Annotated in this window: 23 protein-coding genes and 1 riboswitch; of the genes, 15 read left to right on the top strand and 8 right to left on the bottom strand. The window is 65.0% G+C overall.

Annotated features, from left to right (window positions below; translation table 11 throughout):
* Nucleotides 1–35 precede the first annotated feature (35 nt).
* From RR42_RS09365 to RR42_RS09355, 3 genes are all read left to right on the top strand, one after another.
* A complete protein-coding gene (locus RR42_RS09365; RefSeq protein WP_043346018.1) occupies nt 36–1,376 on the top strand; it encodes an MFS transporter in 1,341 nt (446 codons plus the stop codon).
* 31 nt (nt 1,377–1,407) lie between these two features.
* Nucleotides 1,408–2,022, top strand: coding sequence for an RBBP9/YdeN family alpha/beta hydrolase (locus RR42_RS09360; protein WP_052494550.1), 615 nt, complete (start codon nt 1,408–1,410; stop codon nt 2,020–2,022).
* Nucleotides 2,023–2,709: 687 nt separating this feature from the next.
* Nucleotides 2,710–3,915 (top strand): porin, encoded by a 1,206-nt coding sequence (locus RR42_RS09355; protein ID WP_082054842.1) that lies wholly within the window; start codon nt 2,710–2,712, stop codon nt 3,913–3,915.
* A 507-nt stretch (nt 3,916–4,422) separates the two neighbouring features.
* Here RR42_RS09355 and RR42_RS09350 read toward each other — a convergent pair.
* A complete protein-coding gene (locus RR42_RS09350) occupies nt 4,423–4,986 on the bottom strand; it encodes a hemerythrin domain-containing protein (RefSeq protein ID WP_144409798.1) in 564 nt (187 codons plus the stop codon).
* Nucleotides 4,987–5,301: 315 nt separating this feature from the next.
* Between RR42_RS09350 and RR42_RS09345 the strand changes: the two genes are divergently transcribed.
* Nucleotides 5,302–5,745 (top strand): nuclear transport factor 2 family protein, encoded by a 444-nt coding sequence (locus RR42_RS09345; RefSeq protein ID WP_043346015.1) that lies wholly within the window; start codon nt 5,302–5,304, stop codon nt 5,743–5,745.
* Between the two features lie 37 nt (nt 5,746–5,782).
* A riboswitch (ZMP/ZTP riboswitch) is annotated at nt 5,783–5,866 on the top strand.
* 20 nt (nt 5,867–5,886) lie between these two features.
* Nucleotides 5,887–6,519, top strand: a complete 633-nt coding sequence (locus tag RR42_RS09340) for a LysE family translocator (RefSeq protein WP_043346012.1) — start codon at nt 5,887–5,889, stop codon at nt 6,517–6,519.
* A 100-nt stretch (nt 6,520–6,619) separates the two neighbouring features.
* On the opposite strand, the gene RR42_RS09335 is transcribed toward RR42_RS09340, so the two are convergent.
* The 5 genes from RR42_RS09335 to RR42_RS09315 form a co-directional block, all read right to left on the bottom strand.
* Nucleotides 6,620–8,995: a DNA polymerase II gene (locus tag RR42_RS09335; RefSeq protein WP_043346010.1), complete on the bottom strand. Its 2,376-nt coding sequence runs from the start codon at nt 8,993–8,995 to the stop codon at nt 6,620–6,622.
* A gap of 336 nt (nt 8,996–9,331) precedes the next feature.
* The gene (locus tag RR42_RS09330; RefSeq protein ID WP_052494549.1) at nt 9,332–10,186 is read right to left on the bottom strand and encodes an SDR family NAD(P)-dependent oxidoreductase; all 855 of its coding nucleotides are present in this window, start codon (nt 10,184–10,186) and stop codon (nt 9,332–9,334) included.
* Between the two features lies 1 nt (nt 10,187).
* On the bottom strand, nt 10,188–10,985 hold the full coding sequence (locus tag RR42_RS09325) for a citryl-CoA lyase (RefSeq protein ID WP_043346008.1): 798 nt from the start codon (nt 10,983–10,985) through the stop codon (nt 10,188–10,190).
* On the bottom strand, nt 10,982–12,544 hold the full coding sequence (locus tag RR42_RS09320; RefSeq protein WP_043346006.1) for a class I adenylate-forming enzyme family protein: 1,563 nt from the start codon (nt 12,542–12,544) through the stop codon (nt 10,982–10,984). The genes RR42_RS09325 and RR42_RS09320 overlap by 4 nt, the downstream gene beginning before the upstream one ends.
* 22 nt (nt 12,545–12,566) lie before the next feature.
* A complete protein-coding gene (locus RR42_RS09315) occupies nt 12,567–13,562 on the bottom strand; it encodes a tripartite tricarboxylate transporter substrate binding protein (protein ID WP_043346004.1) in 996 nt (331 codons plus the stop codon).
* Nucleotides 13,563–13,664: 102 nt separating this feature from the next.
* On the opposite strand from RR42_RS09315, the gene RR42_RS09310 reads away from it, so the two are divergent.
* Nucleotides 13,665–14,603, top strand: coding sequence for an IclR family transcriptional regulator (locus tag RR42_RS09310; protein ID WP_043346003.1), 939 nt, complete (start codon nt 13,665–13,667; stop codon nt 14,601–14,603).
* Nucleotides 14,604–14,621: 18 nt separating this feature from the next.
* Here RR42_RS09310 and RR42_RS09305 read toward each other — a convergent pair whose 3' ends face one another.
* Nucleotides 14,622–15,518 (bottom strand): LysR family transcriptional regulator, encoded by an 897-nt coding sequence (locus RR42_RS09305; RefSeq protein ID WP_043346000.1) that lies wholly within the window; start codon nt 15,516–15,518, stop codon nt 14,622–14,624.
* A gap of 153 nt (nt 15,519–15,671) precedes the next feature.
* On the opposite strand from RR42_RS09305, the gene RR42_RS09300 reads away from it, so the two are divergent.
* The 7 genes from RR42_RS09300 to RR42_RS39565 all read left to right on the top strand — a co-directional run bounded on the left by RR42_RS09300 (nt 15,672) and on the right by RR42_RS39565 (nt 20,779).
* Nucleotides 15,672–16,502, top strand: a complete 831-nt coding sequence (locus RR42_RS09300; RefSeq protein WP_043351721.1) for a dioxygenase — start codon at nt 15,672–15,674, stop codon at nt 16,500–16,502.
* Nucleotides 16,503–16,558: 56 nt separating this feature from the next.
* Nucleotides 16,559–17,263: an alpha/beta hydrolase gene (locus RR42_RS09295; protein WP_043345998.1), complete on the top strand. Its 705-nt coding sequence runs from the start codon at nt 16,559–16,561 to the stop codon at nt 17,261–17,263.
* A gap of 51 nt (nt 17,264–17,314) precedes the next feature.
* Nucleotides 17,315–17,737: a rubredoxin gene (locus RR42_RS41600; protein ID WP_082054841.1), complete on the top strand. Its 423-nt coding sequence runs from the start codon at nt 17,315–17,317 to the stop codon at nt 17,735–17,737.
* A 130-nt stretch (nt 17,738–17,867) separates the two neighbouring features.
* A complete protein-coding gene (locus RR42_RS40405) occupies nt 17,868–18,101 on the top strand; it encodes a hypothetical protein (RefSeq protein WP_158408273.1) in 234 nt (77 codons plus the stop codon).
* Between the two features lie 887 nt (nt 18,102–18,988).
* Nucleotides 18,989–19,372 (top strand): PAAR domain-containing protein, encoded by a 384-nt coding sequence (locus RR42_RS38395; protein WP_082054839.1) that lies wholly within the window; start codon nt 18,989–18,991, stop codon nt 19,370–19,372.
* A gap of 5 nt (nt 19,373–19,377) precedes the next feature.
* Entirely contained in the window at nt 19,378–20,379 is a 1,002-nt protein-coding gene (locus tag RR42_RS38390; RefSeq protein WP_082054838.1) for a M35 family metallo-endopeptidase, read from the top strand.
* Nucleotides 20,366–20,779: a hypothetical protein gene (locus tag RR42_RS39565; protein WP_144409796.1), complete on the top strand. Its 414-nt coding sequence runs from the start codon at nt 20,366–20,368 to the stop codon at nt 20,777–20,779. The genes RR42_RS38390 and RR42_RS39565 overlap by 14 nt, the downstream gene beginning before the upstream one ends.
* 523 nt (nt 20,780–21,302) lie before the next feature.
* Here RR42_RS39565 and RR42_RS09275 read toward each other — a convergent pair.
* Nucleotides 21,303–21,566: a hypothetical protein gene (locus RR42_RS09275; RefSeq protein ID WP_043345995.1), complete on the bottom strand. Its 264-nt coding sequence runs from the start codon at nt 21,564–21,566 to the stop codon at nt 21,303–21,305.
* A 607-nt stretch (nt 21,567–22,173) separates the two neighbouring features.
* On the opposite strand from RR42_RS09275, the gene fliD reads away from it, so the two are divergent.
* Together fliD and RR42_RS09265 are read left to right on the top strand one after the other, a co-directional pair.
* Entirely contained in the window at nt 22,174–23,604 is a 1,431-nt protein-coding gene (gene fliD, locus RR42_RS09270; protein WP_043345992.1) for a flagellar filament capping protein FliD, read from the top strand.
* Nucleotides 23,605–23,747: 143 nt separating this feature from the next.
* Nucleotides 23,748–25,454 (top strand): MBL fold metallo-hydrolase, encoded by a 1,707-nt coding sequence (locus RR42_RS09265; RefSeq protein ID WP_043345990.1) that lies wholly within the window; start codon nt 23,748–23,750, stop codon nt 25,452–25,454.
* Nucleotides 25,455–25,594: the final 140 nt, after the last annotated feature.

Genomic DNA, 25,594 nt, shown 5'->3' with positions numbered 1-25,594 from the left:
GGCGCAGCAGCGGCACCAGACCGCAGGAGACCTTCATGGGACAGTACCTCTCCGGGGCCGCTCGCGCGGACACGGCTCTCACCGCCAAGCCGGCACGCTCGCATGCCTACGCGTGGCTGGTATTCGCCCTCATTTTTGCGCTCCTGCTTTCCGACTATATGTCGCGGCAGGTGCTGAACGCCGTCTTTCCCCACCTGCGGCTTGAATGGAGCCTGTCTGACGCCAAGCTCGGCTCGCTCAGCGGCATCGTCGCGCTGATGGTCGGGCTGTTCACTGTCCCGTTCTCGCTGATGGCCGATCGTTGGGGCCGCGTCAGGAGCCTGGCCGTGATGGCGCTGCTCTGGAGCTGCGGCACACTGGCATGCGCGCTGTCCGCCAGCTACGGGCATATGCTTGCGGCGCGCTTCTTCGTCGGCATTGGCGAGGCCGCCTATGGCAGCGTCGGGCTGGCCGTGATCCTGAGCATCTTCCCGCCCTCCATGCGTGCCACCCTGACCGGCGCCTTCACATCAGGCGGCATGTTCGGCGCCGTGCTGGGCATGGGGCTGGGCGGTGTCGTGGCGGCCCGCTTTGGCTGGCGCGCGGCTTTCATGGCCATGGCGGTATTCGGCCTGATCGTGGTGCTGATCTACTGCGTGGCCGTTACCGAAGCCAGGCTGGCGCGGCACGCCGCCGGGTCACCGGCCACCCGCGGCCAAGCGGTGCCAGGCCGTGTCCGCCCCCCCCTGCCGGCGCTGCTGGGCGGGCTCTTCTGGGCACCGTCCCTGGTCTGCGCCTATGTTGGCAGCGGCCTGCAGTTGTTCATCGCCTATGCGATCATGGCCTGGATGCCGAGCTACCTGAACCGGTACTACGACATGCCGTCCGACAAGGCGACACTGCTTGCCGCGGCGCTGCTGATCGTCAGCGGCATCGGCATGACCTTGTGCGGCATGCTGACGGACCGGGCAAGCCGCAACGCGCCGGCCCGCCAGCTGACACTTGCGATCCTCTTCTGTCTCGTGTCGTGCGCGCTACTGCTGGCGGGCTTCCGGCTGCCGCCGGGTACCGCGCAGTTGCTGCTGATCGGCTTGGGCATGCTGCTGGCAATGGGTACCTGGGGTCCCGCCGGTGCCATGGTGGTCGGCCTCTCCCGTCCCTCGACCCATGCCACCGCACTGGCGATGCTGACCCTGGCCAACAACATCCTTGGCGCGGCGCCGGCGCCTTACCTGACAGGCCTGCTGGCCGACAGGATCGGTTTGCTGGGGGCCCTGCAGATGGTGCCACTGATCTCCCTGGGCGCAGCAGTCGTATTCCTCATCGCCAAGCCGCGCTACCTGCGCGACCTGCGGCTTGCCGAGGCGCGCAATGAGACGGAGCGCACCCTCGCCTGACGCTTCTTTCACCCACTGAGTAGACAAGCAGATGCAACGCACTGAATTACCCCCGATCGTCATCGTCCCCGGCCTGCGCGACCATGTCGCGGATCATTGGCAAACCTTGCTGGCCGACAAGTTGCGCGCGCACGGGCGCCAGGTCAGCGTCGTACCCCCGCTGGAACACGACAGGCTTGACTGTGCCGTGCAGGTGGCTGCGCTGGAACGCACGCTGGCGAGCCTGCGTGAGCCCGCCTTGCTGGTGGCCCACAGCGCCGGCGTCTTGACGACGGTGCACTGGGCGCGCCGATGCGCGCGCGCCGTGCATGGCGCGCTGCTGGCCGCACCGCCCGATTTCGATCATCCGTTGCCTGCGGGCTATCCGGACGAAGATACGCTGCGCCTGAACGGTTGGACACCCGCACCGCGCGCAGCCTTGCGCTTCCCAAGCATCGTTGCGGCCAGCCGCAACGATCCGCTTGCCCGCTTCGAGGAAGTCGCCGCACTGGCCAGCGCCTGGGGCAGCCGCCTGGTTGACCTCGGCAACGTGGGCCACCTCAACCCCGCCGCAGGCTATGGCGAATGGTCCCGCGCGGAGCCGCTCATTCAGGAGCTTTCGGAAATAGCCGAACTGATTGGCCAGGGCGCAGAGCGGACGGCTTAAGCGTCCGACGCCCCACGGGTCACGGCAGGAAACACCGCGACGTCTGGCTGAACTCGCTGCAAGTGTCTTCCATCCCGAAGACCTCCCCCAAAGCCACCTCGCCCTCGGCCAGCAGCGCGTTCATGTGGACGGCCTTCTCACAAAGGCGACGGCCTCCCGGTGCGATAACTCCGGATGCCCCCGCGATATTCCGCGGGGTAGCGCATCTGCCGGTGCTCCCCCCCAACCCTGGCAGCTGTAAAACCAGAAAAAAAACCCCAGCTTCAAACCGAACGGCCGAATCGACTGACGGCTGGCTCGAAGTCTTCTTCGTGTTTCTCAAGCTTGGGCTGTCGTCTTTTGGCGGCCTGCTCTGCCTCGCTATACGACCCGGTTTGGACAACAGCGCTCCGGTGGCGTTTCTCCGACAGCGCCTACCCTGCGTTACCAAAACGCCGCGCATTGCCGCGCGGTTCTTGCGCCTTACACAGGCCAGCTTGCCCGTCACCTCCGGCTTTCATTTCTCGCCCGTCGACAGGCCCTGACCTGCAACTGAATCCGCGGCGTCCACTTCCCGCCATGTACCGAAAATCTCGTGCTATCCGGAGTATCCCGCCCCCCTGCCATTGGGGGGTGCGCAGTGCCCGATTCTTTGCATGATGACGGCGTCTGCCACAGACGTAAAAATAGACAAGAGGAGAAAAGATAGTGAAGTTATCTGGCAATCTGAGCAAGCTGAATCTTGCACTCATCGCTGTGGGCGCGATCTGCGCCGGCAGCGCACATGCGCAAAGCGGCGTGACGCTGTATGGCGTGGCGGATATGAACGTAGAGTTCGCTAATCATGTCGGCACCGTTCCCAGCGCAGCCAACAAGTTCAATGCGGGCCCGTCCAACAGCGTCTACCGCATGGACTCCGGCGGCCTGTCCGGTTCGCGTTGGGGCTTGCGCGGTACCGAGGATCTCGGCAATGGCATGAAATCCGTTTTCGTTCTGGAAAGCGGCTTCAACCTGGATACCGGCACGTCGCAGCAAAGCAGTCGCCTGTTCGGTCGCCAGGCATACGTAGGCGTGCAGAGTACGCGGTTTGGCCAGGTGACTTTCGGCCGTCAGTACACGTCGATATTCGAAGGCCTTGCGAACTTCGTGCCGGCATCCTTTGCCACACAATATGAACCGATCGTGATGCTGACCGGCGCCAACTTCCGCGAGGACAACACCATCAAGTACTCCGGCCAGTTCGGTCCGGTGTCCGCACTGGCGCACTGGTCCTTCGGTACCGGCCTGGCGTTGCCGACGACGGTGGCCAACGGCCCGCTCCTCGGTGGCAATGGCGAAGTGCCGGGCCAGTTCCGCCGCGACACCGCTTATGGCGCGGCGCTGACCTATATTGCCGGCCCTGTCGGCGTGGCGGTTGCTTACGACCAGTTCAACCCGACCATTTCCAACCCCTTGACCGCTGCTGCCCTCGGCAGTGGCAGCTTCAAGAAGGCAACCATCGCAGGAAGCTATGCGTTCGGCCCGGCAAAGATCATGGGCGGCTACCGCTGGGGTCAGAACAAGGACCAGAATGGCGGCCTGATCGAGCGCGACGACTTCTACTGGATCGGCGCCAACTACCAGGTGACGCCGGCGCTTGGCCTGACGCTCGAATACGACTACGACCACGTCAAGCGCTTCTTCGCCAGCACGTCAACCCCGAACCCGTGGCAAGTTGCGTTCATCGCCGACTACACGCTCTCCAAGCGAACTGATGTCTACCTGACCACGGCGTATGCAAAGAACGCGGGCCTGGGACTGGATTCCGCGATGATCGGCTACGCCAACAGCCTCTCCCTTGGCAATAGCTACACGCTTGCCAGCGGCCAAAGCAACATGCTCGGCGTCGCCGTAGGTATTCGCCACAAGTTCTAAGGAAAGTCCGCTGGTATGTAACAAGGTCATGCTTGCATGGCAGTGCGGGCAGTCCTGCAGATGCGCCCGCGAGCATCCCGCCTCTCTCATGCTCTTTGTGCCACCTCGGTGGCACTTTTTTTGGCCCAGTGCTGGTGCCGCGGCACCGGGTTCAACAGCGAGCGCACAACCACAGCACCTCCGAGCCTGAGCGGCCATTTCAAAAAGTTCCTGGCGTCGTTGCGCGGCCTTGGCCGATCCACTTGTACTGTCTGCGGCGCGCGCCTGGCCGGGTGCGCATCCCAGGCTTGCCCGACGGAAGGTCCTTCTATCAAACCGCCATGGAGACACGCGTCGCACAGGGCGACCCTTCGCAATGGGCCGGGAAGAGCCGTCGGCCGACGGCGGTTCATCGGCCTGTACGGACAACCACCAATGCAGGAAATGGGGCCGGCAGCCGAGCGGAGCGCTGACGTGTTCCGCTGCGCCAGGCTGGCAATGGATCTGGTCGGTGGGGAGATGCCGAAACTAGCCCTGGCCGGACACGCTCAACTCGCTTTCGATTTGCTTGCGTAGCATCGCGAAACGCTCTTGGACGTTTTCCCCGAAGAGCGGATCGTCGCTCGCCGGAACGGCAGCGTCAACGGCTGCCCAATCCTCGCGCGTTAGTAGCTGAGCCGCGCGCGGCATGACGCGTTGCTCCTCTGTCGAAAGATGATTTCGATAGTACACAAGGTACATCGCTCCGGCGGCCTCCAGAGCCGTGCGCGAACTGATCAGATCTCCTTCAGCCTCATTGAGGCGGTCCGATAGCGTTTCGCCCACCATGGCAATCACACGATGTTCCTGCTGGATCCGACTAATCACGATCTGCATGCCGGGATCTCGCTCAATGAGCCGTGCGTATGCAACATCCTCACGGGGATGGTGAACGCGATCGCCGAAACTTCGCATGTAATAGATGATGATGCTCATCAAATTGTAATTTGGCCGCTCTCCCCGACCGAAGAGAATTACCTGCTCTTCCAAAATGTCCAGCAGTCGAGCGAAATGAATATGATCTTCGTGCCATAGCGCAAGTGGGGTGGTCACGGCGCGCTCCATGGAAACGGGTTATGCTCACATCGCCTTCGACACCATATCGAATCGAAGAGCCTTGCCTAGTACAGTATTCCTCCATCCAGAGATTGCCATGACCTAGATCAATGGATCGAAGCTAAAGCCCTGTACGGCTATGGCAGCGCGACCGGGCGCGATGCTTGCGCGACACCGGCTGCGCTGTATCGAAGGGCTGGATCGGCCGGTGAGCCGTCGTAGGCCGGCACGGCGGCGGACGGCTCTTCCCGATCCATGACTGGTTCCCGGATGCCCACACGACCGGACTGAACTGAGGCAAGGAGAACAGAAATGAGTATCTCGGCGTATTCGGCCTTCATGCCGGTCAAGCCCTGTTTCGACCTGGTGCGAACTGCCATGAGGGATCTCGTCGACGGCGAACCTTTCTTCGATTGCGCCGCCGACGACATAGTCTACGAAGTCCTCTACGATTTTCCGGGCTGGCCGAGAATCATCGAGGGCAAGGCCGACCTGATGGAGCGTTTCCACGGCTACGGCAAGCACATCGTCGTCCATGCAGCAGACCACCTGATCAGGCGCCTGGCCGCGGATGGTCATGTCATCGTCATCGAGTACGAGGTGCATGGAACGATCGTGTCGACGGGCGTGCGCTACGACAACCGGTTCTGCTCGATCGTCAGTGTCGCCGCTCGGCGCATTGTTCACTGGCGAGACTACATGGACTCACTTGCCGCCTGGAACGCGCTTAGCCAGAACCGCTTCGCTTCATTTTGAAACAGCCTCTAGCGTATTTTCTCCTGTGCTATGATTTCTGCACTCATGTGACTGGCGCATACAGATAGGCCACTATCGGGGAGCATGAGGTTGCTGGCCGCCGCGCGCCTGGGCATTACCTACTATCCTTGGAGATGGGTTATGCCTGATTTTGCACAGTTGCTCATGTTCGCTCTTGTGGCGTTGGGAATGGTTCTAACGCCGGGGCCGAACATGATTTATCTGATTTCCCGCTCAATTTGCCAAGGTAGACGCGCAGGCCTCATTTCATTGGGCGGCGTTGCGCTGGGCTTTGTGTTCTACATGCTCTGTGCGGCATTCGGAATTACGGCTTTCGTATTTGCGGTACCTTACGCATACGACACGCTTCGCATCGGCGGCGCTTTGTACCTTCTGTATCTTGCCTGGCAAGCGGTCAAACCGGGCGGACGGTCCGCGTTTGCGGTGCGCGACCTGCCAATCGATACCCCAGGAAAGCTCTTTGGCATGGGGTTTATCACTAACCTGGCGAATCCAAAAATCGCCGTCATGTATCTGTCTCTGCTTCCCCAATTTATTACGGAAGGACATGGCAGTATTCTTACCCAGTCGCTGGCGCTCGGCAGCGTTCAGATTTCGATCAGCCTGGCTGTGAATGCACTGATCATCGTGACGGCCGGATCGATATCCACCTTCCTGTCGGGACGCCCGCAGTGGCTATCGGTGCAGCGCTGGCTGATGGGAAGCGTTCTGACAGGTCTGGCGGTGCGGATGGCATACGAATCCAAGAAATAGCGGCACCTTGCCAATACGCCGGCGAAGGTGAAAGCGCTGGCACCCAGGGCTTGGCGACGACACTGCCGGGCTGCGCAACCCCGACGCCCGGCCCCCCCCGTCAAAACAACGCCTTCTGCCCCGTCACCAGCGTCTCGAACGCATCGCCCAGGAAGGGCAGGATGGCGTCGGCCACCGGTTGCAGCTGGCGCGTGAGATAGTGGTCGTAGTCGATGGGCGAGCGCCGGGTTTCCAGCGGCTCGGGGCCGGCCACCGTCATCACATAGCTGATCCAGCCGCCGTTCTGGTATTGCAGCGGACGGCCTTCCTTGCGGTTGAACTCGTCCGCGATGCGTGCTGCGCGCACATGCGGCGGCACGTTGCGCTGATAGTCTTCGAGCGTGCGGCGCAAGCGCTTGCGGTAGACCAGTTGCGCGTCGAACTCGCCGCTCATGGTGCGGCGGACATAGTCCCGCACGTATTCCCGGTACGGTTGCTTCTTGAACACGCGCTGATAGAGCGCTTGCTGGAACTGCTGGGCTAGCGGCGTCCAGTCCGTGCGTACCGTTTCCAGCCCCTTGTAGACCATCTCCTCGCTGCCGTCCGCCTTGGCGACCAGCCCCGCGTACCGCTTCTTGCTGCCCTGCTCGGCGCCGCGCACGGTGGGCATCAGGAAGCGGCGGTAGTGGGTCTCGTACTGCAGCTCCAGCGCACTCTCCAGGCCGTACTGTTGTTGCAGATGCTGCTGCCACCACTGGTTCACTTGCTGGACAAGCATGCGGCCAATCCTGTCGGCGTCTTCCTCGGCATGCGGCTGCATCAGCCAGACAAAGGTCGAATCGGTATCGCCATAGATCACCTGGTAGCCCTGCGCCTCGATCAGCTCGCGCGTGCGGTGCATGATCTCGTGGCCGCGCATGGTGATCGACGACGCCAGGCGCGGGTCGAAAAAGCGGCAGACGCTGGACCCCAGCACCCCGTAGAACGCATTCATGATGATCTTCAGCGCTTGCGACAAGGGCTTGTTGCCTTCGCGCTTGGCCGCTTCCCGGCCTTGCCAGATCTGCTTGACGATGGCTGGCAGGCAATGCCGGGTGCGCGAGAAGCGCGCGCCGCGAAATCCGGGCACCGAGCTTTCGTCGGACGGATCCTGCAGCCCTTCCACCAGCCCGAGTGGATCGATCAGGAAGGTGCGGATGATGGACGGGTACAGGCTCTTGTAGTCCAGCACCAGCACCGAATCGTACAGCCCGGGCTGCGAATCCATGACAAAGCCGCCGGGGCTGGCACCCTCCGGCACCTCGCCCAGGTTCGGGGCGACATAGCCCTGGCGATGCATCAGCGGCATGTACAGGTGCGTGAAGGCCGCCACGCTGCCGCCGCTGCGGTCCGCGGGCAAGCCGGTGACGGCGGCACGTTCCAGCAAGAAGGTCAGCAACTCGGTCTTGGCAAAGATCCGGGTCACCAGCTCGCAGTCCTTGAGGTTGTATCGAGCCAGCGCGGGCTTGTCTTCGGCAAAGCGGCGGTCGATCTCCGCCATGCGCTGATACGGGTCGTCGATGGACTTGCCCTCGCCTAGCAGCGTCTGCGCCACGTTCTCCAGGCTGAAGGATGGGAAGTTCCAGGTGGCGGAGCGCAGCGCTTCGATACCATCGATGATCAGGCGGCCGGCGGCGCAGGCAAAGAAATGGTTCTCCTTGAAGCCGTGCTCGCGCCACTCCAGCACATTGCCTGCCCGGCCAAACAGCAGCGGGACCTGATAGCGATCCGCATGCTTTTGCAGCACGCGCAGGTCGAACTGCACCACGTTCCAGCCGATGATGGCATCGGGATCATGCTGGGCTAGCCATTGGTTCAGCTTTTGCAGCATCAGCGGGTGGCTGGCGCAGTACTCCAGGTCAAAATCGAGCGCGCTGTCGTCGCCGTTGGGCGGGCCGAGCATATACACCTGGCGCTGGCCGCAGCCTTCCAGCGCGATCGAGTACAGGTCGCCGTGGGCGGTGGTCTCGATGTCCAGCGACACCAGCTTCAGCGTTGGCCGATAAGCTGGCCCCGGCTTCATCTGGCTGTTGAGCAGGGTGCCCCCGCCGTGGGCCGCGTTGGCCTCGCCGGCAAACCAGACGGGCGCGGTGATAAAGCGCTCCATCAGGTAGCGCTCCGGGGGGCGGATGTCGGCCTCGTAGACGCTGACGCCGGCTTCCTTCAGCAGCTTTTCCAGCTTGATGAGCTGGCGGTAGTGCTGGCAGTACAGGCCCAGCACCGGGCGGCGATGGAAATCTGCGAGCGGGAGTTCGCGCAACGCCACATTGCGCTCACCGCACAAGATCGCCTCGGCGGTCTCGCGCTGCTCCGCCGGGATAAATGCCACTGAGGGCTGATGCGCCAGGCGGATATGCCGGGGGCCGCTGTCGGTCGCCAGCCAGAACTCGACTTCCGTCCCGGCGGCCGTATCCCGCCAGTGCCGAGTCAGAAGAAAACCCTGTTGTCGTTGTGCCACCTGCCGCCTTTGAAAACCAACCCTGACCGGCCATTTTACTGGTCCTTGGCCGGCCGGCCCCCTTCAGGCGCAGGTCAGGCGCAGGTCAGGCGCCGGTCAGGCCGGATGGCGCGCCATGCCCTGCGCGCTCCTGATGGAGCTTGAACACGGCCACCGCCTGCACGGATGCCTGATCTTCGCTTGTCGTGGCAACCGATCGAGCGTCGGCTTCGGGAGGAAGACATCGGCAAGACTGAGTGGCTCTTTTGTCCCTCGCGCAATGGCGTTGCGCGAGTAATGATTAGCCGGCCATCCTTTTTTTAAGCAACTACTGCACACGCGACGACGGATTGCGTGTCACACGAATTTCCCGGTGATGCCGCCATCCACCACGAGCTCCGTGCCGGTGACATAGGCCGCCGCATCGGAGGCGAGGAAGGCGCAGGCGTGGGCCACGTCCCATGCGCTGCCCATGCGGCCCATCGGCACTTGCGCGGCGCGCGCACGCCGCGCCTCGTCCAGGCTGGTGCCGGAGAACATCTTCGCCACCGTGGTGGCGATGCGCGGCGTGTCGATCAGCCCCGGCACCACGGTGTTGGCGCGCACGCCATGTGGCGCATATTGTTGCGCCAGCATGCGCGTGAACTGCGTCACGGCGGCCTTGGTCACGCTGTAGGCCAGGTGCGGGTAGCCCACGTAGCGCATGCCGGCCACCGACGAGATGGCGATGATGGCGCCGCGCCCGCGCGCCACCATGTCGGGCAGCACCTGCTGGCTGGCCAGCAGCAGGCTGCGCACGTTGACGGCATGGATGCGGTCCAGGTCGTCCGCGGTGGTGTCCATCGGGCCACCGGTCTTGCCAATGCCCACGTTGTGATGCAGCACGTCCACCATGCCGAAGCGCTCGCGCGCCGCGGCAAAGAGCCTCACCACTTCGGCCTCCACGGACACATCGCCCGTGAAGGTCTCGGCGATGCCGCCTTCGGCCCGGATCAGCGCCGTGGTTTCCTCGGCCGAGGCCGCGTCACGGTCCACCACGCAGACCTGCGCGCCCAGGCGCGCGTAGGTCACGCTGGCCGCGCGGCCGATGCTCCAGCCCGGCCCCGCCGAGCCCGCGCCGGCGACAAAAACCGTGCGGCCCGGAAGATCGAGCGGCAACGCCGGCGGGCGTGCCGCCGGCGCGCTGTCGCCTGGGTTCGATCGGTTCGTCATGTCACGCGCCCTCCCCCGGCTGGTGCCCGCCTTCGCCCACGTAAGGAATCGCGTGCTCGATGGTGTCCCAGATAAAGCGGCCCGAGGGGCTTTGCTGCTCCTCCACGATATGCGCCACCAGCCCGGCCGCGCGCGAAATCACGGCAAAGCCGCGCATCACGGCCGTGGGCACGCCCAGCTCACCCAGCAAGGCGGCCACGGCGCCGGTGGCGTTGATGGTAATGGGCCGGCCGGCCACGGCATCCACCGCGCTGGACAGGCGCTCCAGCGCACGGATCTTGTCGCCGGCCAGGTCGGGCTCGGCGCGGCCCATGTCCAGCAGCTTGTAGGCGCGCGGGTCCACCGGCTTGTGCAGGTGGTGGCCAAAGCCGGGCACATGGCTCTTGATGGACTTGTAGTGGCGCGCGATCTCCATGGCCTCGGCATCGGGGTCGGCGGCCGCTCCGATGCGATCGAGCAGCTGCGCGCAGTTCTCCATGGTGCCCACGAAGGAGCTGCCCACGGCCAGCAGGCCGGCGGATACGGCGCCCTGCAGGTTTTCGGGCGCGCTCATGTAGATCAGCCGCGTGGCGATGGCGCTGGGCGTGAGGCCGTGCTCCATCAGCACGATCAGCACCACGTCGGTGATGCGCAGGTCCACCGGGCGCGGCGCGCGGCCCAGGATCTGCATGAGCATGACCTCGGTGAAGGTCTTTTTGCCCATCAGGTCCTCGACCAGGTCCGCGTCGCGGTAGTGCAGGCTGGTAAGGGTATGGGTGCAAAGGCGTGTGACGGGCTTGGAGGACGCTGAGGAAGTCATGATGGGTTCGCAGTGGATTCGTTGGCAGGGGGCGGGGCCGATGGGACCGAAGGGGCATCGGGGGCGATGGCGCGTTCGCGCACGGCGGTCTTGAGCACCTTGCCCACGGCGGAGCGCGGCAGGCTCGCATGGAAGTGGACTCGCTTGGGCGTTTGCACGGGGCCCAGGCGCTCGCGCACAAAGGCAATCAGCTCGCCTTCGGTGGCATGCTGGCCGGGGCGCAGCTGCACGGCGGCCTGCACCGCCTCGCCCCATTTTTCGTCGGGCACGCCGAACACCGTGCATTCGTGCACCGCCGGGTGCTGGCCCAGCGCGTTCTCCACATCCACCGGATAGACGTTGAAGCCGCCGGTGATGACCATGTCCTTGAGCCGGTCCTTGAGGTACAGGTAGCCGCGCTCATCGATCAGGCCGCGGTCGCCCGTGTGCAGCCAGCCGTCCACCAGCGTCTCGGCGGTTTTCTCCGGCAGGCGCCAGTAGCCGCTCATCACCAGGTCGCCGCGCGCCACCACCTCGCCGACCTCGCCCGGGGGCAGCAGGCGGCCGTCCGGTGCCATGATGGCCACGTCGCTGAACCAGGTGGGCAGGCCCACGGCGGCCCAGTTGCGCTCGTCCTCGAAATCCTCGGGGCGCATCACGGTCAGGCTCTGCGGCGCCTCGGTCTGCCCGTAGGTGGTGCCCAGCACGGGGCCGAAGAACGCACGCACCTCGCGGATCTTCTCCGGCGGCATCGGCGCGCCGCCGTAGATCAGGCGGCGCAGGCAGGGGAAGTCCGCGCGCGCGGCGCCAGGCAGCGCCATCAGCATGTAGACCAGCGTTGGCGGCATGAAGCACACGGTGCCGCCGCGCTCGCGAAACGCCGTGCGCACCGCCTCGGCGCCCGCCTCGGCCAGCACCACGTGGCAGCCGCCCTGCGCCAGGATGGGCAACAGGTAGGTCGACGTGCCATGCGTGATCGGCGCGGCCACGATGTAGCGCTCGTGCTCATCGAAGCCCCAGGCGTGGATCTGGTTGGAGACGTTGGTCATCCAGGCGCGGTACGGCTGCATCACGCCCTTGGGCAAGCCGGTGGTGCCGCCGGTGAACTTGATCGCCTGCGTGGCATCCTGCGGCAGCGCAAAGGCCGGGCGCGATGCGCCGGCATGCTGCGCGATCAACGCGGCCACCGAGCTCTGCCCGGGCGGCGGCGAGCCGCAATGGATGCGCGCGCCGGCCGCGCCCTCCAGCAGGCCGGCGCAGGCCGTATCGAGCACCAGGATGGAGGGCTCGGTGGCGTCGATGATGCGGCGGATCTCCGGCCGGGTGCTCTTGGGGTTCAGCGGCACCCAGACCTTGCCGCAGGCCAGCACCGCCAAGAGCGCGACGATGTGCTCGGCGCTGTTCTTCGCGCAAATGCCCACGCGGCTCTGCAGGGTGTTGTCGAGCGCATTGAGCGCCGTGGCCAGCGCGGCCACCTGGGCAGCCAGCGCGTCGTAGCGGATCGCGCCTTCGGGGGCGTCGATCGCAATGTTGCCGGGCCAGCGCGCTGCGGCGCGCCAGAAGAAATCGATCGGGTACATGGTAGGCAACGCTCCTTGTTTCTTATTCGGCCTTGGCGCCGGACTGTTTCACCACGTCGTGCCAGCGCTTGGTTTCCGCCGCGATCAGGCGGCGCAATTGCTCTGGCGAGCCGGGCTCGGGGGTGGCCGCCAGATCCTGCAAGCGCTGGCGCACGTCGGGCGCGGCCAGCACCTTGTTGAGGGCCGAGTTCAGGCGCTCGATCACCGGCCGCGGCGTGCCGGCGGGCGCGGCCAGGCTGAACCACGATTGCACGTCAAAGCCGGGAAAGCCCGACTCGGCAACGGTCGGCACCTCGGGCAGCAGCGGCGAGCGCTGGGCGCTGGTGATGGCAATGGCGCGCAACCGCCCCGCCTTCACGTGCGGCAGCGCCGAAGGCGTGTTGTCGAACATCGATTGGACCTGCCCGCCCAGCAGGTCGGTCACCGCCGGCGCGCTGCCCCGGTACGGGATGTGCAGCATGTTCAGCCGGGCCTGCATCTTGAACATCTCGCCCGACAGGTGGATGGACGAGCCGCTGCCCGACGAGGCAAAGGTGATGCCGTCCGGCGACGCCTTGGCAAAGCGGATGTAGTCGGCCAGGGTCTTCACCGGCAGCTTGGGGTTCACCACCAGGATGTTGGGAATCCTGGCGATCAGCCCGATGGGCTCGAAGTCCTTTTGCGGGTCGTAGCCAAGCTTGTCGTACAGCGACGCGTTGATGGTGTTGGCGATGGTGTAGACGTAGAGCGTGTAGCCATCGGGCGCGGACTTGGCCACCACTTCGGCGCCCACGTTACTGTTGGCGCCCGCCCGGTTGTCCACCACCATCGGCTGGCCCAGCTGCTCGCCCAGCTTGAGCGCGATGATGCGCGCGATCACGTCCGTGGCGCCGCCGGCGGCGTAGCCGACCACGAGCTTGATGGGCTTGGTAGGCCAGGCGGCAGGCTGGGCATGAAGCGGCAGCGCGAGGCCGCCCGCCAGGCCAAGGGCCGCCGCGAGCGCCAGCAGGCGCCGGCGCGGTGCATTGTGGAAGGTCATGGTTTGTCTCCTGTTTTGGCAGTGCGATGCCGTCGCTAGCCCCCTTCTGGCCGCGCTGCGGCATACTGCGGGTGGCTTCCATCGACCGAGAAATTCTTCCCCATGCCTGCCCGCTCCGCCAATCAAAACGTCCGCCTGCCGGACGTTTCTGCCAAAGGCAAGGCAACCCTCAGCGCCCTTCCCGATGCCGCCGATGCCACCGATGCCGCCGATACCACCGATGCCACCGATGCCACCGATGCCGCCGATGCCGCCGATGCCGCCGATACCACCGATACCACCGAGGCCGCCGAAGACGGCGGCAGCCGCACGCTGCGGCGCGGCCTGCAATTGCTGGATGCGGTGCTGGCCAGCGGCCGCGAAGGCCTGCGCGTGGTCGACCTGTGCCGCATCGCGGCGCTGGAGCGCGCCACCGTCTACCGGCTGCTGGCCACTTTGATGGAAAGCGGCTATGTGGCGCAGCGCGGGCGCTTTCGCTACGTGGCGGGGCCGCGGCTGGCGGTGCTCGCGCAGCCGCACGCCACCGATGGCCTGGCGGCGCGGCTACAGCCAGTGCTGGCGCGCGTGAGTGCCGCCTGTGGGGATGCCGCCTTCGCCGTCGTGCGCGAAGGCGCGATCTCGCACTGCATCGCGCGCCATGTCGGGACGCATCCGGTGCAGATCCTCGTGATCCAGGTCGGTACTCGCCAGCCGCTCGGCGTCGGCGCCGCCGGGCTGGCCCTGCTGGCGGCGCTGCCGCAAGACGACGTGGCGCAATGCATCACCGCCAATGCCGCGGCGCTGGGCCACTATGGCGGCATGACGCCAGAGCGCATGAACATCCTGGTGCGCGCCACGCGCGAGCGCGGCTGGTCCGTGATCGGCAATCACGCCACCAGCGGCGTGCTGGCCGTGGGCATGGCGGTGCACAGCACGGACGGCGAACCGGTGGCGGGCATCAGCGTGGCCTCCACGCTGGCCCGCATGCCGCGCGAGCGGCAGCAACTGATTGCGCGGGCCATGCGGGAATCGCTGGCGGCGTTGTTGCCCAAGGGACTGTGAAAGCGATGGGTAGCCCCCCTACCCCCAAGACACATCCCGAAACGCCTCCACCAGGAAATCCACCAGCCGGCGCACCTTGAGCGGCAACTGCTTGCGCGTCGGATACACAGCGTAGACGCCAATCTCGATCGCGCGGAACCCGGGCATCAGTTCAACCAGGTCCCCGCGCCGCAAGTCGTCCTGGAGCATGAAGCTCGGCTGCAGCATGATGCCGCCATGCGCCAGCGCAATGGCGCGGCACGTGTCGCCATTGTTGGAGTACACCCGGGCGCGGGTGCTCACGCTGACCTTGCCGTGCGGGCCATCGAACTGCCATTCGTCGCGCCCGGACCAGTTGGTGTAGGCCAGCACGCGGTGCTCGGCCAGTTCATGCGGATGGGTTGGCGCGCCGTGCTGCGCGAGATAGCCAGGCGACGCGCATAGCACCATGCGGGTTGCGACCAGTTTGCGGCTGATCAGCGCGGAGCTTGGCATGTCGCCAATGCGCACGGCAAGGTCGTAGCCTTCGTCGACCAGGTCCACCACGCGGTCATTGAGGGTGATGTCGAGATCAACCTGTGGATACGCCGCCATGAAAGCGCTCCAGAGCGGCGCGAGGTGCAGGATGCCAAACGTGAGCGGCACGTTGATGCGGATCAGCCCGCTAGGCTCCTGCGTGCGGGACGTGATCTCGGACTCGGCGTCGTCCAGCGCCGCCAGCACTTCGCGCGCGCGCTGGTAGAAAATGCGCCCCTCCTCGGTCAGCGACAGCCGGCGCGTGGTGCGCTGCAGCAGGCGCACGCCCAGGCGCTGTTCCAGCGCATCCACATGGCGCGAGACCGCGGCCTTGGACATGCGCAGGCCCTCGACCGCGCCGACAAAGCTGCCGGCGTCGACCACGGCGGTGAATACGGTCATTTCCAGTGCGCGGTCCACGGGGTTGTCTCGGCTCCGGCTTATTGTCTCGATAATCGGGACTATATATCACACGATTGGCAGTTTATTGCCGCCACATGAATCAATAGACTAGCAAGATTCCCTATGTCGTTGCACGCCGCGGGTTTTGCCGTGGCCTCCGGAGATTCCGAGATGTCTACCGCACTTCCCGTCCTGTTTGTCTCCCACGGCGCGCCCACCTTCGCCATCGAGCCGGGCCTGGCCGGCCCGCAGCTCACCGCGCTGGGCCGCGCGCTGCCGGTGCCCGAGGCGGTGCTGGTAGTCTCGCCCCACTGGGAAACGCGCGGCGGCGTACGCGCAACGGCAAGCACGCAGCCCGAGACCATCCACGATTTCGGCGGCTTCCCGCGTGCCCTGTACGAGATCCGCTACCCGGCGGCCGGGCATCCGGCATTGGCCGAGCGCACGGTGGCGCTGCTGGCGCAGGCCGGGTTCGACGCCGGGCTGGACCCGCAGCGCGGCCTGGATCACGGCGCCTGGGTGCCGGTCCGCCACCTGTATCCCGATGCGCAGGTGCCGGTGTTCCAGGTGTCGCTGCCGCAGCCGCTGGACCCGGCCGGCGCGCTGGCGCTGGGCCGTGCGCTGGCGCCGCTGCGCGAGCAGGGCGTGCTGATCGTCGCCTCCGGCAGCATGACGCACAACCTCCATGAATTCCGCGGCCATGGCGGCGGCGATGCCCCGTACGTGGCAGCATTCACGCAGTGGGTGCGCGAGGCGGTGCGCAGCGCCATGCGCACCGGCGACCCGCAGCCGCTGATCGATTACCGCCAGCTGGCCCCGCACGCGCAGCGCGCGCACCCGACCGACGAGCACTTCCTGCCGCTGCTGGTGGCCATCGGCGCGGCCGCGGCGGGCGAGCCGATGGCGGTGATCGACGGCGGCATCACCTACGGGATCTTGTCGATGGAATCCTATGTGCTTGGCCGATTCCGGCCGCTGGCCGCGCAGCCCGTTGCGGCCTGATCCCCTGATCCCCTGATCCCCTGCCTGATCCCTTGCTCACAGCCACGCGAGACGATATGAACACCACCCCCAATGAAATCGGCCCGCTGGCCGAAGACCCCGTGACCGGCCTGCGTTATCGCTTGCGAAAGGCGTCAGCGGCTGCGGCCGCAACGCCTGCCGCGCGGCTCCTGCTGCTGCACGGCGTAGGCAGCAACGAGACCAGCCTCGCGCCGGTGGCCACGCGTATCGACCCGCGCGTGGAAGTGGTGCTGGTGCAAGGCCCGCTCACCTTCGGGCCCGGCCAGCATGGTTTTTTCGAGGTCAGCTTCGCCGGTGGCACGCCCGCCATCAACGCAGCCCAGGCCGAGCGCAGCCGCCAGCAGCTGATTGCCTTCGTCCGTGCCCGCCATGCGCAGGATGGCGCCCTGCCCGCGCGCACGGTGATCGCCGGCTTCAGCCAGGGCGGCATCCTCAGCGCCAGCGTTGGCCTGAGCGCGCCAGCCGACGTGGCCGGCTTTGCGGTGCTGAGCGGGCGCATCCTGCCGGAGATCGAGCCGCACCTCGCCCCGCGCGAGGCGCTTGCCGGGATATCGGCCTTCATCGCGCACGGCGAACTCGACAACAAGCTGCCCGTCGCGTGGGCCGAACGCGCGGACCGGTGGCTGGACGCGCTGGGCGTGCCGCATCGGTCGCAGCGCTACCCGATCGGCCATGAACTGGATGCCGACGTGGTTGCCGATTTCCAGCAATGGCTCGCCGGCGTGCTTTTTCCTGTCTAATCCTTACCCTGCACAAAACCCAAAAAACCCGATACCCCGCCCCCTGATCGCATGTACAAGAAAGGCACCGCAGTAGAGATCCAGTTTTCCCCAAAGCGATTGAACGACGGCGCAGGCGATCCGTACTGGATCGACCTGACCACGGAAGAGGCGCAGGCGCTGCTTGCCCTGTTGCAGGCGCGCCTCGCGCCCGGCGACGCTACCGCGGCGCCGCTTGTCTTCAGCCTGGACGAGCCGGAACAAGAGAAGCCCGCCGCGCAGCCAGAAGCCCCCATCGCGGCAAAGACCGCATCCGCCGCTGACGACGCGTTCAAGCAATGGGTGTGCATCATCTGCGGCTGGGTCTATGACGAAGCCGCTGGCCTTCCAGAAGACGGCATCGCGCCCGGCACCCGCTGGGAAGATATCCCCGACGACTGGCGCTGCCCGCTGTGCGACGTGGGCAAGGAAGACTTTGCGATGGTGGAATTCTGATCGGCCCCAGTCAATCTGGTTGCGCGCGGTGCTCGCTGGAAATCCTCGACGCGCTCGGGGTTGCCGCCCCGGTCCCGGACAAAGGCCTCGCCTGGGCGGGCGGCCGCAGCTACTACCGCAACGAGGCGGTGTGTCGTTGCGCGGCATGCAGCACGAGGGCCGCTACGTCATCGTGGACATCGCCATCGACGCCCCGCGCGGTGCTCATTTCGCTGTCCGCCGAGGGCAAGCCGCTGTTCGAGAAGATCATGCTGATCGTGGTCTGCCGGCACGAGACGCTGATGTCCGCGCTTTCCCCCGGGAGCGCACGGTGATGGAGCTCGCGCTGGGCAAGCTGCTGGCGCAGGTGGAGGTGATGCTGTAGGGCTGCGGGCGTTGCGCACCTGGGGCTTGTAGCGGCACGTCAGAAAACGAATGATCAATATTGCACGCTAAGCCTTCGAGAACCTCGCCAGAAGCTCGCGACCGGGCAGCAACAGCCTGATCCATCTGGCGTGCCCGCTTGAGCTCATTGCTTCGCAGGTAAATCGAGGTGTTGGCCACAGAGGCATGGCGAAAGCTTTCGCGAGCGGTGGTCAGCTCTGCGCCGCTGGCTAGGGCGCGTGCGGCATGGGTATGCCGCGTCTAGTGCGGACTAGCACGCCGCAGCTTTTCGGCGACTGTCGGGTGATCGAGGGCGATGATGTCCGCGGCCTGGTCAAAGAAGCGCTGCATCACCGTCCACAAGCGGGTACCGGTGATGCTGGTTGCGCTGCCCTACTCCAGGCTGGCGATCAGGGCCATCTTGGGATCCCAACGGGCTGGCGTCACGGGCAGGCCGCGTTGCGCGAGTTGCTGATCGAGCGCCATGCGCAAAAGCGGCGATAACGCCAATTTTACCGACCGGCTTCCCTTGCCGACCGGGTGCTGCCAGTGGCAATCAGCCAGCGAAACAAGGCGCCAGGCCCCAATAACGCGTACGCCGTCGAGCGTGCCGACAGCCCACCTGCGAAGGGGCGCCCGTCGGGCGCGTTACGTGTTCGTGGTGGTCCTATCCACCGCTCGCGGGGATCAGTACGCGCCATATCAGTCCAAGCTGGTCAATGTCGGCGTACGTGATCCCACTTACGTGCTGGATTCCTACTCTACGTTTGATGGGCCGGTCGACAAGAAGCCACTTGCAATTGTTTGCTATTCATCAGTCCATTTTCAGACGCGTCCGATTGCCATCTGTGCTGAACTACTGTTGTATTGGGTGTTGGCGAAACTCTATTGTTTAACAAGGAGAATTACGTTAATAAATCGAATGTCAAGCAATCCTACGTTGTCGCATTTTCTGGCGCAAGAACCGCCAAAGGCGGTGAGATCCTGACTGGCACTTCGGAGCTGTCTATCGATGGGCATGTCGGGCTGCGCGTTGGGGATATCGCGACCTATCCGGACGGTCGTTCTGCCGAAATCATCTCGGGTGCCGGCAACGCTGTTTGTTTTGATGGCGTGCCTATGGCAATCGTCGGAAGTGTACTAAGCAACGGCGACACCATCGTTTCTAGCTCGACCTCGTTGTTTACCTTTAATGAGATAGAGGGCGCGCCGATTCCTGGCCTGCTTGAGCCGGGCTATCGATTCTTCGCCGTGAATGGAGTACAAAATTGAGTGATATGCGCGCAGCCATTCGGCACGGCGACGCAACAAATCGGGGTGGGAAGGTATTTGCCACAGGGGGCATTCCGCACCATGGTGTCGAAGTTGCTGCCGAGGGTGACCAGGCGACGTGTCCGGCGTGCAATTCCATCGGCACGTTGTTCAACGATGCTTACCCAGCATTTACGCTAACCGATGGACGGCAGATTCTCGTCGAAGGAGCATGGCTGAAGTGCAAGTGCGCGACTCATCCTCGCGTCATTGCCTCGCAGAGCGACTTCCGTATCGCGATACGTCGGCCGCTTTCAGAGGCCCATTTGACGCAGGCAGGACCACTTGTTCCGTCCCATCGCGCTCTAAGTCAGGAGGCATCCAATAAGCTCATCGAGCGGATGCAGGACGACACCTACGCGGAGGATCAGACGATCATCTGCCCAAACATGTCCAATGCGGAGTTCCGCGCATTGATGCTTCGTCTGCGCGATAAGGCTGTGAAAGACGTAGACAATCGGCTCGGAGAAATTTCTACCTGGGGCAAGATAGACCAGGCGAAGATGGCTCTGTACTTTGGCCCCCCAAGCAACGAGTTACGAACGAGGCTGAAGGATGGCCTCGCGAGGATCCGTGCGTTGCTGGTATCGCTATCTGAGAACAACTTTGAGCGGTACTCCGAAGAGAGCCTCGCGCGGACAGGATGCATACCGAAAGCCGCCAAAGATAATCTTGGGGCGGCCTCCGTCTGTGGGCCCGACGGACTGCACCGCATTTTTATCTGGCCGGCGTTCTGCAGGCTGCCCGATGAACTTAAAGACTCAAAGGGAGTGCCAGTCGATGGGGATAGTAAGCTGCTCACTCTTATTCACGAGGTCTCTCACTTCCAGGATGCAATGGGAACGCGAGATGTTTGGTATAGCACCCGCAACTCACGCTGGAAGGCGGCGGACGCCAACCGCTTTTGCATCGAAAACGCCGAGAATATCGCCGCATACACCGTCGGGATTTGGGATGATCGAATATAAGAAGCTCTTGGCTGGAGCATGCCTATTCATGGCGCTAGACGCTCTTGCCTGCAAACCACTGGGGCTTGATACCGAGGTTCAGTTTGCAACGGGCGCCTCGACACTCTCAGCAACGAATATTGGGAATCTGGCACACTGGAATGCAAAGATCATCGCCAATTTCCAGATCAAGGGACGCTACCTCGTAGAAATTAAGACTGGGTCTTCCCTCGGCGTGTCGAGAGCACTATCCGAGAAACGCCAGACCCACCTGCGGAACCTCCTGTCCCAGTTTGGCGCTGATCCAACGCAGATCGAAGTCAGATTGTTCACGTCCAAGGATTCGAATTCCGATCGTGCCAATTTGGCAGGGATATCTTTCGAGCCCGACTGCCCTAACCCCTGTTGCCCCGGACCGTAAGACACCTACCTCGCTGACGCGTACTCCGAGGCGTAAACGTCAGTGACTCACCATTGCCTTTGAATTTTCCGTTTCCTGAAGCGCCTCATTGCGCAGGCGCCCCTCGGTGGATAGCGTCAGGCAACCCGCTCACTCGGGCCAGATGCACCTCAAGTCCCCTGCGAACCCGCGTCTTCTTGCTCGAACGCCCGCTTTGCCAGGCGCCGCAGGCATACTCGCCATGTGGGTTAGCGCACGTGCGCGCGCCGGGCACTGGCTCAAGCTCAGCGCGTCAGCCGTGCCAGCCTTGATCGAGGACAGACGCCATGACCCTGTACCTGCTCGCGCTTTTTATCGGCATCGTGGCTGGCCTGCGCGCCATGACGGCACCTGCCGCCGTCAGCTGGGCGCTGTGCGGGGCCCCGATCGGGGCGGGCGGCGGCATGCTGGTGGGAGGGGGTATTCTTGGCACCGCGGGCGCGGCGATCGGCACGCTCGGCGGCGCGGCGGTGCGCGCGCGCCTTGCGGCGATACTCGGCAGGTCCTACAACGGATCGACCAGGCTGCGCACGACCTCCGCCAGACGGGCCGCGCGTGCGCGCCCCTTTGCGTCCAGGCCAAGCGCGCCACCCGCGGCCAGCGCCTGCAGGCCGAACGCGGCGTCGGTCATGTCGCGCCACGAGGGGTGGTCGGCGTGCATGGCCTCCAGCGCCTGCGCGCCAGCCGCCAGGCGCGCCGGGTCAGGCTGCAGGCCGGCGGCCAGGTCCTCCAGTACCATCGCTGCATCGAGCAAACCCTTGCGGTCCATATCGGCATCTCCCTCTCAAACTGAATAGCAAACGGACGCTCCCGCAGTGCATTTTTTTGCAGGCTCGCCGCTGGATTTCGCTGCGGTGGGCCACACGCCGTGCGCCGCGCCGGCCCAAACGATATGCGCGGACTTTCACCCCTTATTCACTCAATTGGCCCCAAGCCCGCGCCGCTACGATCTTGAGCGTGAAGAGTGAAGCACACGATCGGGATTACCCCCTGGTTTTCGGTCGATGCGCTCATCTTCAGCGCGAAACGAGGGCAAGATCGGCGCACACAGCCGACAGATCGGCGAGCCGGGGTGCAGTCAGCAACATCTTAATGGCCAGTGGCGTCCCACGGCTGTCCCGGCGTACCCGTATCTACCCTCGTGTCGACAACCTCAAGGGCGACGCGACAGCCAGGCCACGGGCACCGGATTTCCTGCCAGGAACCAGCGGCTTGTCGCAATACAGCGCACGCCTATGGCGACGCCATCGATCAGTACCTCGCCCGAGGAAGCCCTGCGTGCCGGCCGTATCATCCGCACGCAACTGGCTCTCCTGACTAGCCGGGCCGCTTCGGCGGGCCGACCTCCTCCAACATGCAATTAAGGGATTGCAACCATGGCTATTTCCTCGATAGGCGTCGGGTCGCAGCTGGACCTGAGCACCTTGCTGGACAATCTGCAAAAGGCGGAAGAGACCAAGCTCACTGCCCTGACCAAGAAAGCCACCGTCCACACCACAAAGCTCTCCGCTTATGGTCTGCTGCAAGGGGCGCTGGCTTCGTTCCAGAATGCCGCCAGCGCGCTTGGCACGGCGAGCCTGTACAACAGCACCACGACCACCTCCAGCAACACCGGCGTGCTGGGCGTCGTGGCCGACAAGTCCGCGCTGGCGGGCACCTATGCGGTCAAGGTGTCGCAGCTGGCGCAGTCGCAGACGCTGGTGTCCAACGGCATCTCCGACAGCACGGGCCAGTTGCTGGGCAGCGCCAAGATCACGATCGAGTTCGGCACCACCGAGGGCGCCGTTTTCACGCCCGGCACCGGCAAGCCCGCCTCGATCAACATCAACGGCACCAACAACACGCTGACCGGCATCCGCGATGCGATCAATGCGTCCAATGCCGGCGTGACCGCCAGCATCGTCAACGATGGCGGCAGCACACCGTACCGCATGGTGCTGACGTCCAACACCACGGGCGCCAAGTCCAGCATGCGCATCTCCGTGGACAGCAACGGCGCCGGCGACCCCAGCACCATTGCCGGTTTGCTGGCGTATGACCCGGCCGGCACCAAGGCGATGAAGCAGAACATCGAGGCCCTCGATGCCAAGCTGAACATCAACGGCATCGACGTGAGCAGCCCGACCAACTCGGTGCAAGGCGCCGCGCCGGGCCTGACGCTGAACCTGTTGAGCAAGGGCGACAGCACGGTGACCGCCGTCACCGACACCGGGACGATGGCTGCCGCCGTACAGAGCTTTGTCACGGCCTACAACACGCTGCAAAGCACCGCCGCGAAGCTGTCCGCCTTCGACAAGAGCAACAAGGGCACGCAGTCGCCGCTGCTGGGCGACGCTACGCTGCGCACGATCCAGAACCAGTTGCGTTCCGTGTTCAACACGCCGCAGACCGGCACCAGCGACTCCAGCCTTGTCAACCTGACCCAGATCGGGATCTCGTTCAAGGCCGACGGCTCCATGGGGCTCGACACCGCCAAGCTGAACAAGGCGCTCACCTCCAACCGGACCGGCGTGGCGCAGCTGTTCAGCGGTGCCGACGGCAAGTCCGGCTATGGCAATCAGCTGGCGGACATGGTGAAATCGTTCAGCGCTGCAAAGGGCGCGCTGACGACGGCCACCGAAGGCCTCAACACCAACCTGAAGAACCTCGACAGCACCTACACCCGCACCTCCGCGGGGATCGACGCCACGATGTCGCGCTATCGTGCGCAGTTCCAGCAGCTTGACCTGATGATGACCCGGATGAACTCCACCAAGACCTACCTCACGCAGCAATTCACAGCGATGAACAAAACGTCCTCCAACTAGTCATCACCGCCACTGCCGTCCTGCCCGCAAGTGCGGGACGGCCCCGCCAACGGCTTACCGTCTCGCTTTCCCTTGGTGGCATAACCGTGCGATGCCGCTACACTGTCGCCTGATCCTAGCCAGTCAATCAGGAACCGCCCCACATGCGCGAACAAGAACAGAGCGGAAGCCCCCCTCCCTCACGCCCCCCCTCACTGCGCCAGGCCGCAAGCATCCTGGTAGTGCGCGATGGCGCGGCCGGCATGGAAGTGCTGCTGGTGCGCCGCGCCGAGCGCAACGACGACCGCAGCAGCGGCGCCTTCGTCTTTCCCGGCGGCACGCTCGACCCCCAGGACAAAACCCTGCACGAGGCCTGCGCCGGCCTGGACGATGCCGCGGCCAGCGCACGTCTCAAGCTGCCTGACGGCGGCCTGGATTTCTACCTGGCGGCCGTGCGCGAGTGTTTCGAGGAAGCCGGCCTGCTGTTTGCGAGCGATGCCGGCGGCGAGTTGATCGCGCTGGACACGCTCGACGCCACGCAGCAGGCATGGCTGCGGCAGTCCGCGCGGCGCGGCGGGCCAGGCATGGCGCAGCTCTGCGAGCGGCTTGGCGTGCGCCTGGCGGTGGACCGCCTGGCATATCACAGCCACTGGCTGACGCCACCCGGCTTGCCCAAGCGCTTCGACACGCGCTTTTTCGTGGCCATGGCGCCCGCCGGGCAGTCCGCCACGCACGATGGCGACGAGGCCGTGGAGCATCTCTGGATACGCCCGGGCGATGCCATCGATCCGGCGCGCGGCCTGAAGCTGGTGGCCGTCACGCGGCGCACGCTGGCATCGATTGCCCGCTTCGACACCGCCCAGGCCTGCTTTGACCACGCGGCGCAGTTGCGCGACATTGCGCGCATCATGCCGCGCCTGGCCCAGGGCAGTGGCGGCCTGCGGCCCGTGCTGCCCAGCGAGCCCGCCTATGCCGAGATCGAGCGCATCGACCCGCTAGGCCAGGGCCATGCGCGCTATGAGCTGGCGACCGGTGCCGCGGTGCGCCTGTCCGAGCGCATCTGGCGCGTCACGGCCGGCAATGGCAGCGTGATGACCGGGCCCGGCACCAATACGTACTTTGTGGGCGATCCCGCGCGCAACGAATGGGCCGTGATCGATCCGGGCCCCGACGACGAAGCCCATGTGGACGCCGTGCTGGCGGCCGCGCCCGGGCCGATCCGCTGGATCCTGGCTACCCACACGCACATCGACCACTCGCCGGCGACATCCAGCCTCAAAGCCGCCACCGGCGCTCCGGTGCTGGGCCGTCCCGCGCCGCAGACGCCACGCCAGGACCAGACCTTCCAGCCCGAGCGCATCCTGGCGCACGGCGAGCGCCTGGCGCTTGGCGAAGGCTGCACGCTGCGCGTGGTCCACACGCCGGGACATGCATCCAATCATCTTTGCTTCCTGCTCGAGGAAGAAAAGACCTTGTTCACCGGCGACCACGTGATGCAGGGCTCCACCGTCGTCATCAATCCGCCCGATGGCGACATGCACGCGTACCTGGCCTCGCTGGCCGCGCTGCAGGACGAAGACCTGGAATGGCTCGCGCCCGGCCACGGCTTCCTGATGCCCCGGCCCGCGGATGCCATCCGCACCTTGATCCGCCATCGCATGCAGCGCGAGGCAAAGGTGCTCAACGCGCTGCGAGAGCTTGGCGAAACCGGCATCGACGCCCTGCTCCTGCGCGTCTACGACGACGTGCCCCAGCGCATGCTCCCGGTGGCAAAGCGCTCGCTGCTGGCGCACCTGCTCAAGCTGGCGCACGACGGCCGCGTGCAGGAGTCCGACGAGAAGTGGCAGGTGCTGAAGCGCGCAGCGGATTGAAAACGCGGCGGCAAACAAAAAGCCGACCTCGACAGGTCGGCTCAACTTGTTGACAAAGCCGGCTCGGCGCTGCCCTACTCCGCTCTCCCCCTGAGGGGAGTAGGGAGCGACAGCCTTCGTCATGGCGCGCGGCTTTGGCC

The organism is Cupriavidus basilensis, assembly GCF_000832305.1.
Taxonomy (GTDB): Bacteria; Pseudomonadota; Gammaproteobacteria; order Burkholderiales; family Burkholderiaceae; genus Cupriavidus; species Cupriavidus basilensis_F.
The sequence above is the reverse complement of the archived record's forward strand: the minus strand, read 5'-3'. Positions and strand labels throughout refer to the sequence as shown.

Excerpts from the sequence above, each read along its gene's own strand:
- RR42_RS09310 (WP_043346003.1), top strand. The coding sequence starts at position 13,665 with ATGCCTGCCCGCTCCGCCAATCAAAACGTCCGCCTGCCGGACGTTTCT.
- RR42_RS09320 (WP_043346006.1), bottom strand. The coding sequence starts at position 12,544 with ATGTACCCGATCGATTTCTTCTGGCGCGCCGCAGCGCGCTGGCCCGGC.
- RR42_RS09365 (WP_043346018.1), top strand. The coding sequence starts at position 36 with ATGGGACAGTACCTCTCCGGGGCCGCTCGCGCGGACACGGCTCTCACC.
- RR42_RS38390 (WP_082054838.1), top strand. The coding sequence starts at position 19,378 with ATGCGCGCAGCCATTCGGCACGGCGACGCAACAAATCGGGGTGGGAAG.
- RR42_RS09340 (WP_043346012.1), top strand. The coding sequence starts at position 5,887 with ATGCCTGATTTTGCACAGTTGCTCATGTTCGCTCTTGTGGCGTTGGGA.
- RR42_RS09360 (WP_052494550.1), top strand. The coding sequence starts at position 1,408 with ATGCAACGCACTGAATTACCCCCGATCGTCATCGTCCCCGGCCTGCGC.
- RR42_RS09345 (WP_043346015.1), top strand. The coding sequence starts at position 5,302 with ATGAGTATCTCGGCGTATTCGGCCTTCATGCCGGTCAAGCCCTGTTTC.
- RR42_RS09275 (WP_043345995.1), bottom strand. The coding sequence starts at position 21,566 with ATGGACCGCAAGGGTTTGCTCGATGCAGCGATGGTACTGGAGGACCTG.
- fliD (WP_043345992.1), top strand. The coding sequence starts at position 22,174 with ATGGCTATTTCCTCGATAGGCGTCGGGTCGCAGCTGGACCTGAGCACC.
- RR42_RS09295 (WP_043345998.1), top strand. The coding sequence starts at position 16,559 with ATGAACACCACCCCCAATGAAATCGGCCCGCTGGCCGAAGACCCCGTG.
- RR42_RS09315 (WP_043346004.1), bottom strand. The coding sequence starts at position 13,562 with ATGACCTTCCACAATGCACCGCGCCGGCGCCTGCTGGCGCTCGCGGCG.
- RR42_RS09325 (WP_043346008.1), bottom strand. The coding sequence starts at position 10,985 with ATGACTTCCTCAGCGTCCTCCAAGCCCGTCACACGCCTTTGCACCCAT.
- RR42_RS09300 (WP_043351721.1), top strand. The coding sequence starts at position 15,672 with ATGTCTACCGCACTTCCCGTCCTGTTTGTCTCCCACGGCGCGCCCACC.
- RR42_RS41600 (WP_082054841.1), top strand. The coding sequence starts at position 17,315 with ATGTACAAGAAAGGCACCGCAGTAGAGATCCAGTTTTCCCCAAAGCGA.
- RR42_RS09265 (WP_043345990.1), top strand. The coding sequence starts at position 23,748 with ATGCGCGAACAAGAACAGAGCGGAAGCCCCCCTCCCTCACGCCCCCCC.
- RR42_RS09330 (WP_052494549.1), bottom strand. The coding sequence starts at position 10,186 with ATGACGAACCGATCGAACCCAGGCGACAGCGCGCCGGCGGCACGCCCG.
- RR42_RS39565 (WP_144409796.1), top strand. The coding sequence starts at position 20,366 with ATGATCGAATATAAGAAGCTCTTGGCTGGAGCATGCCTATTCATGGCG.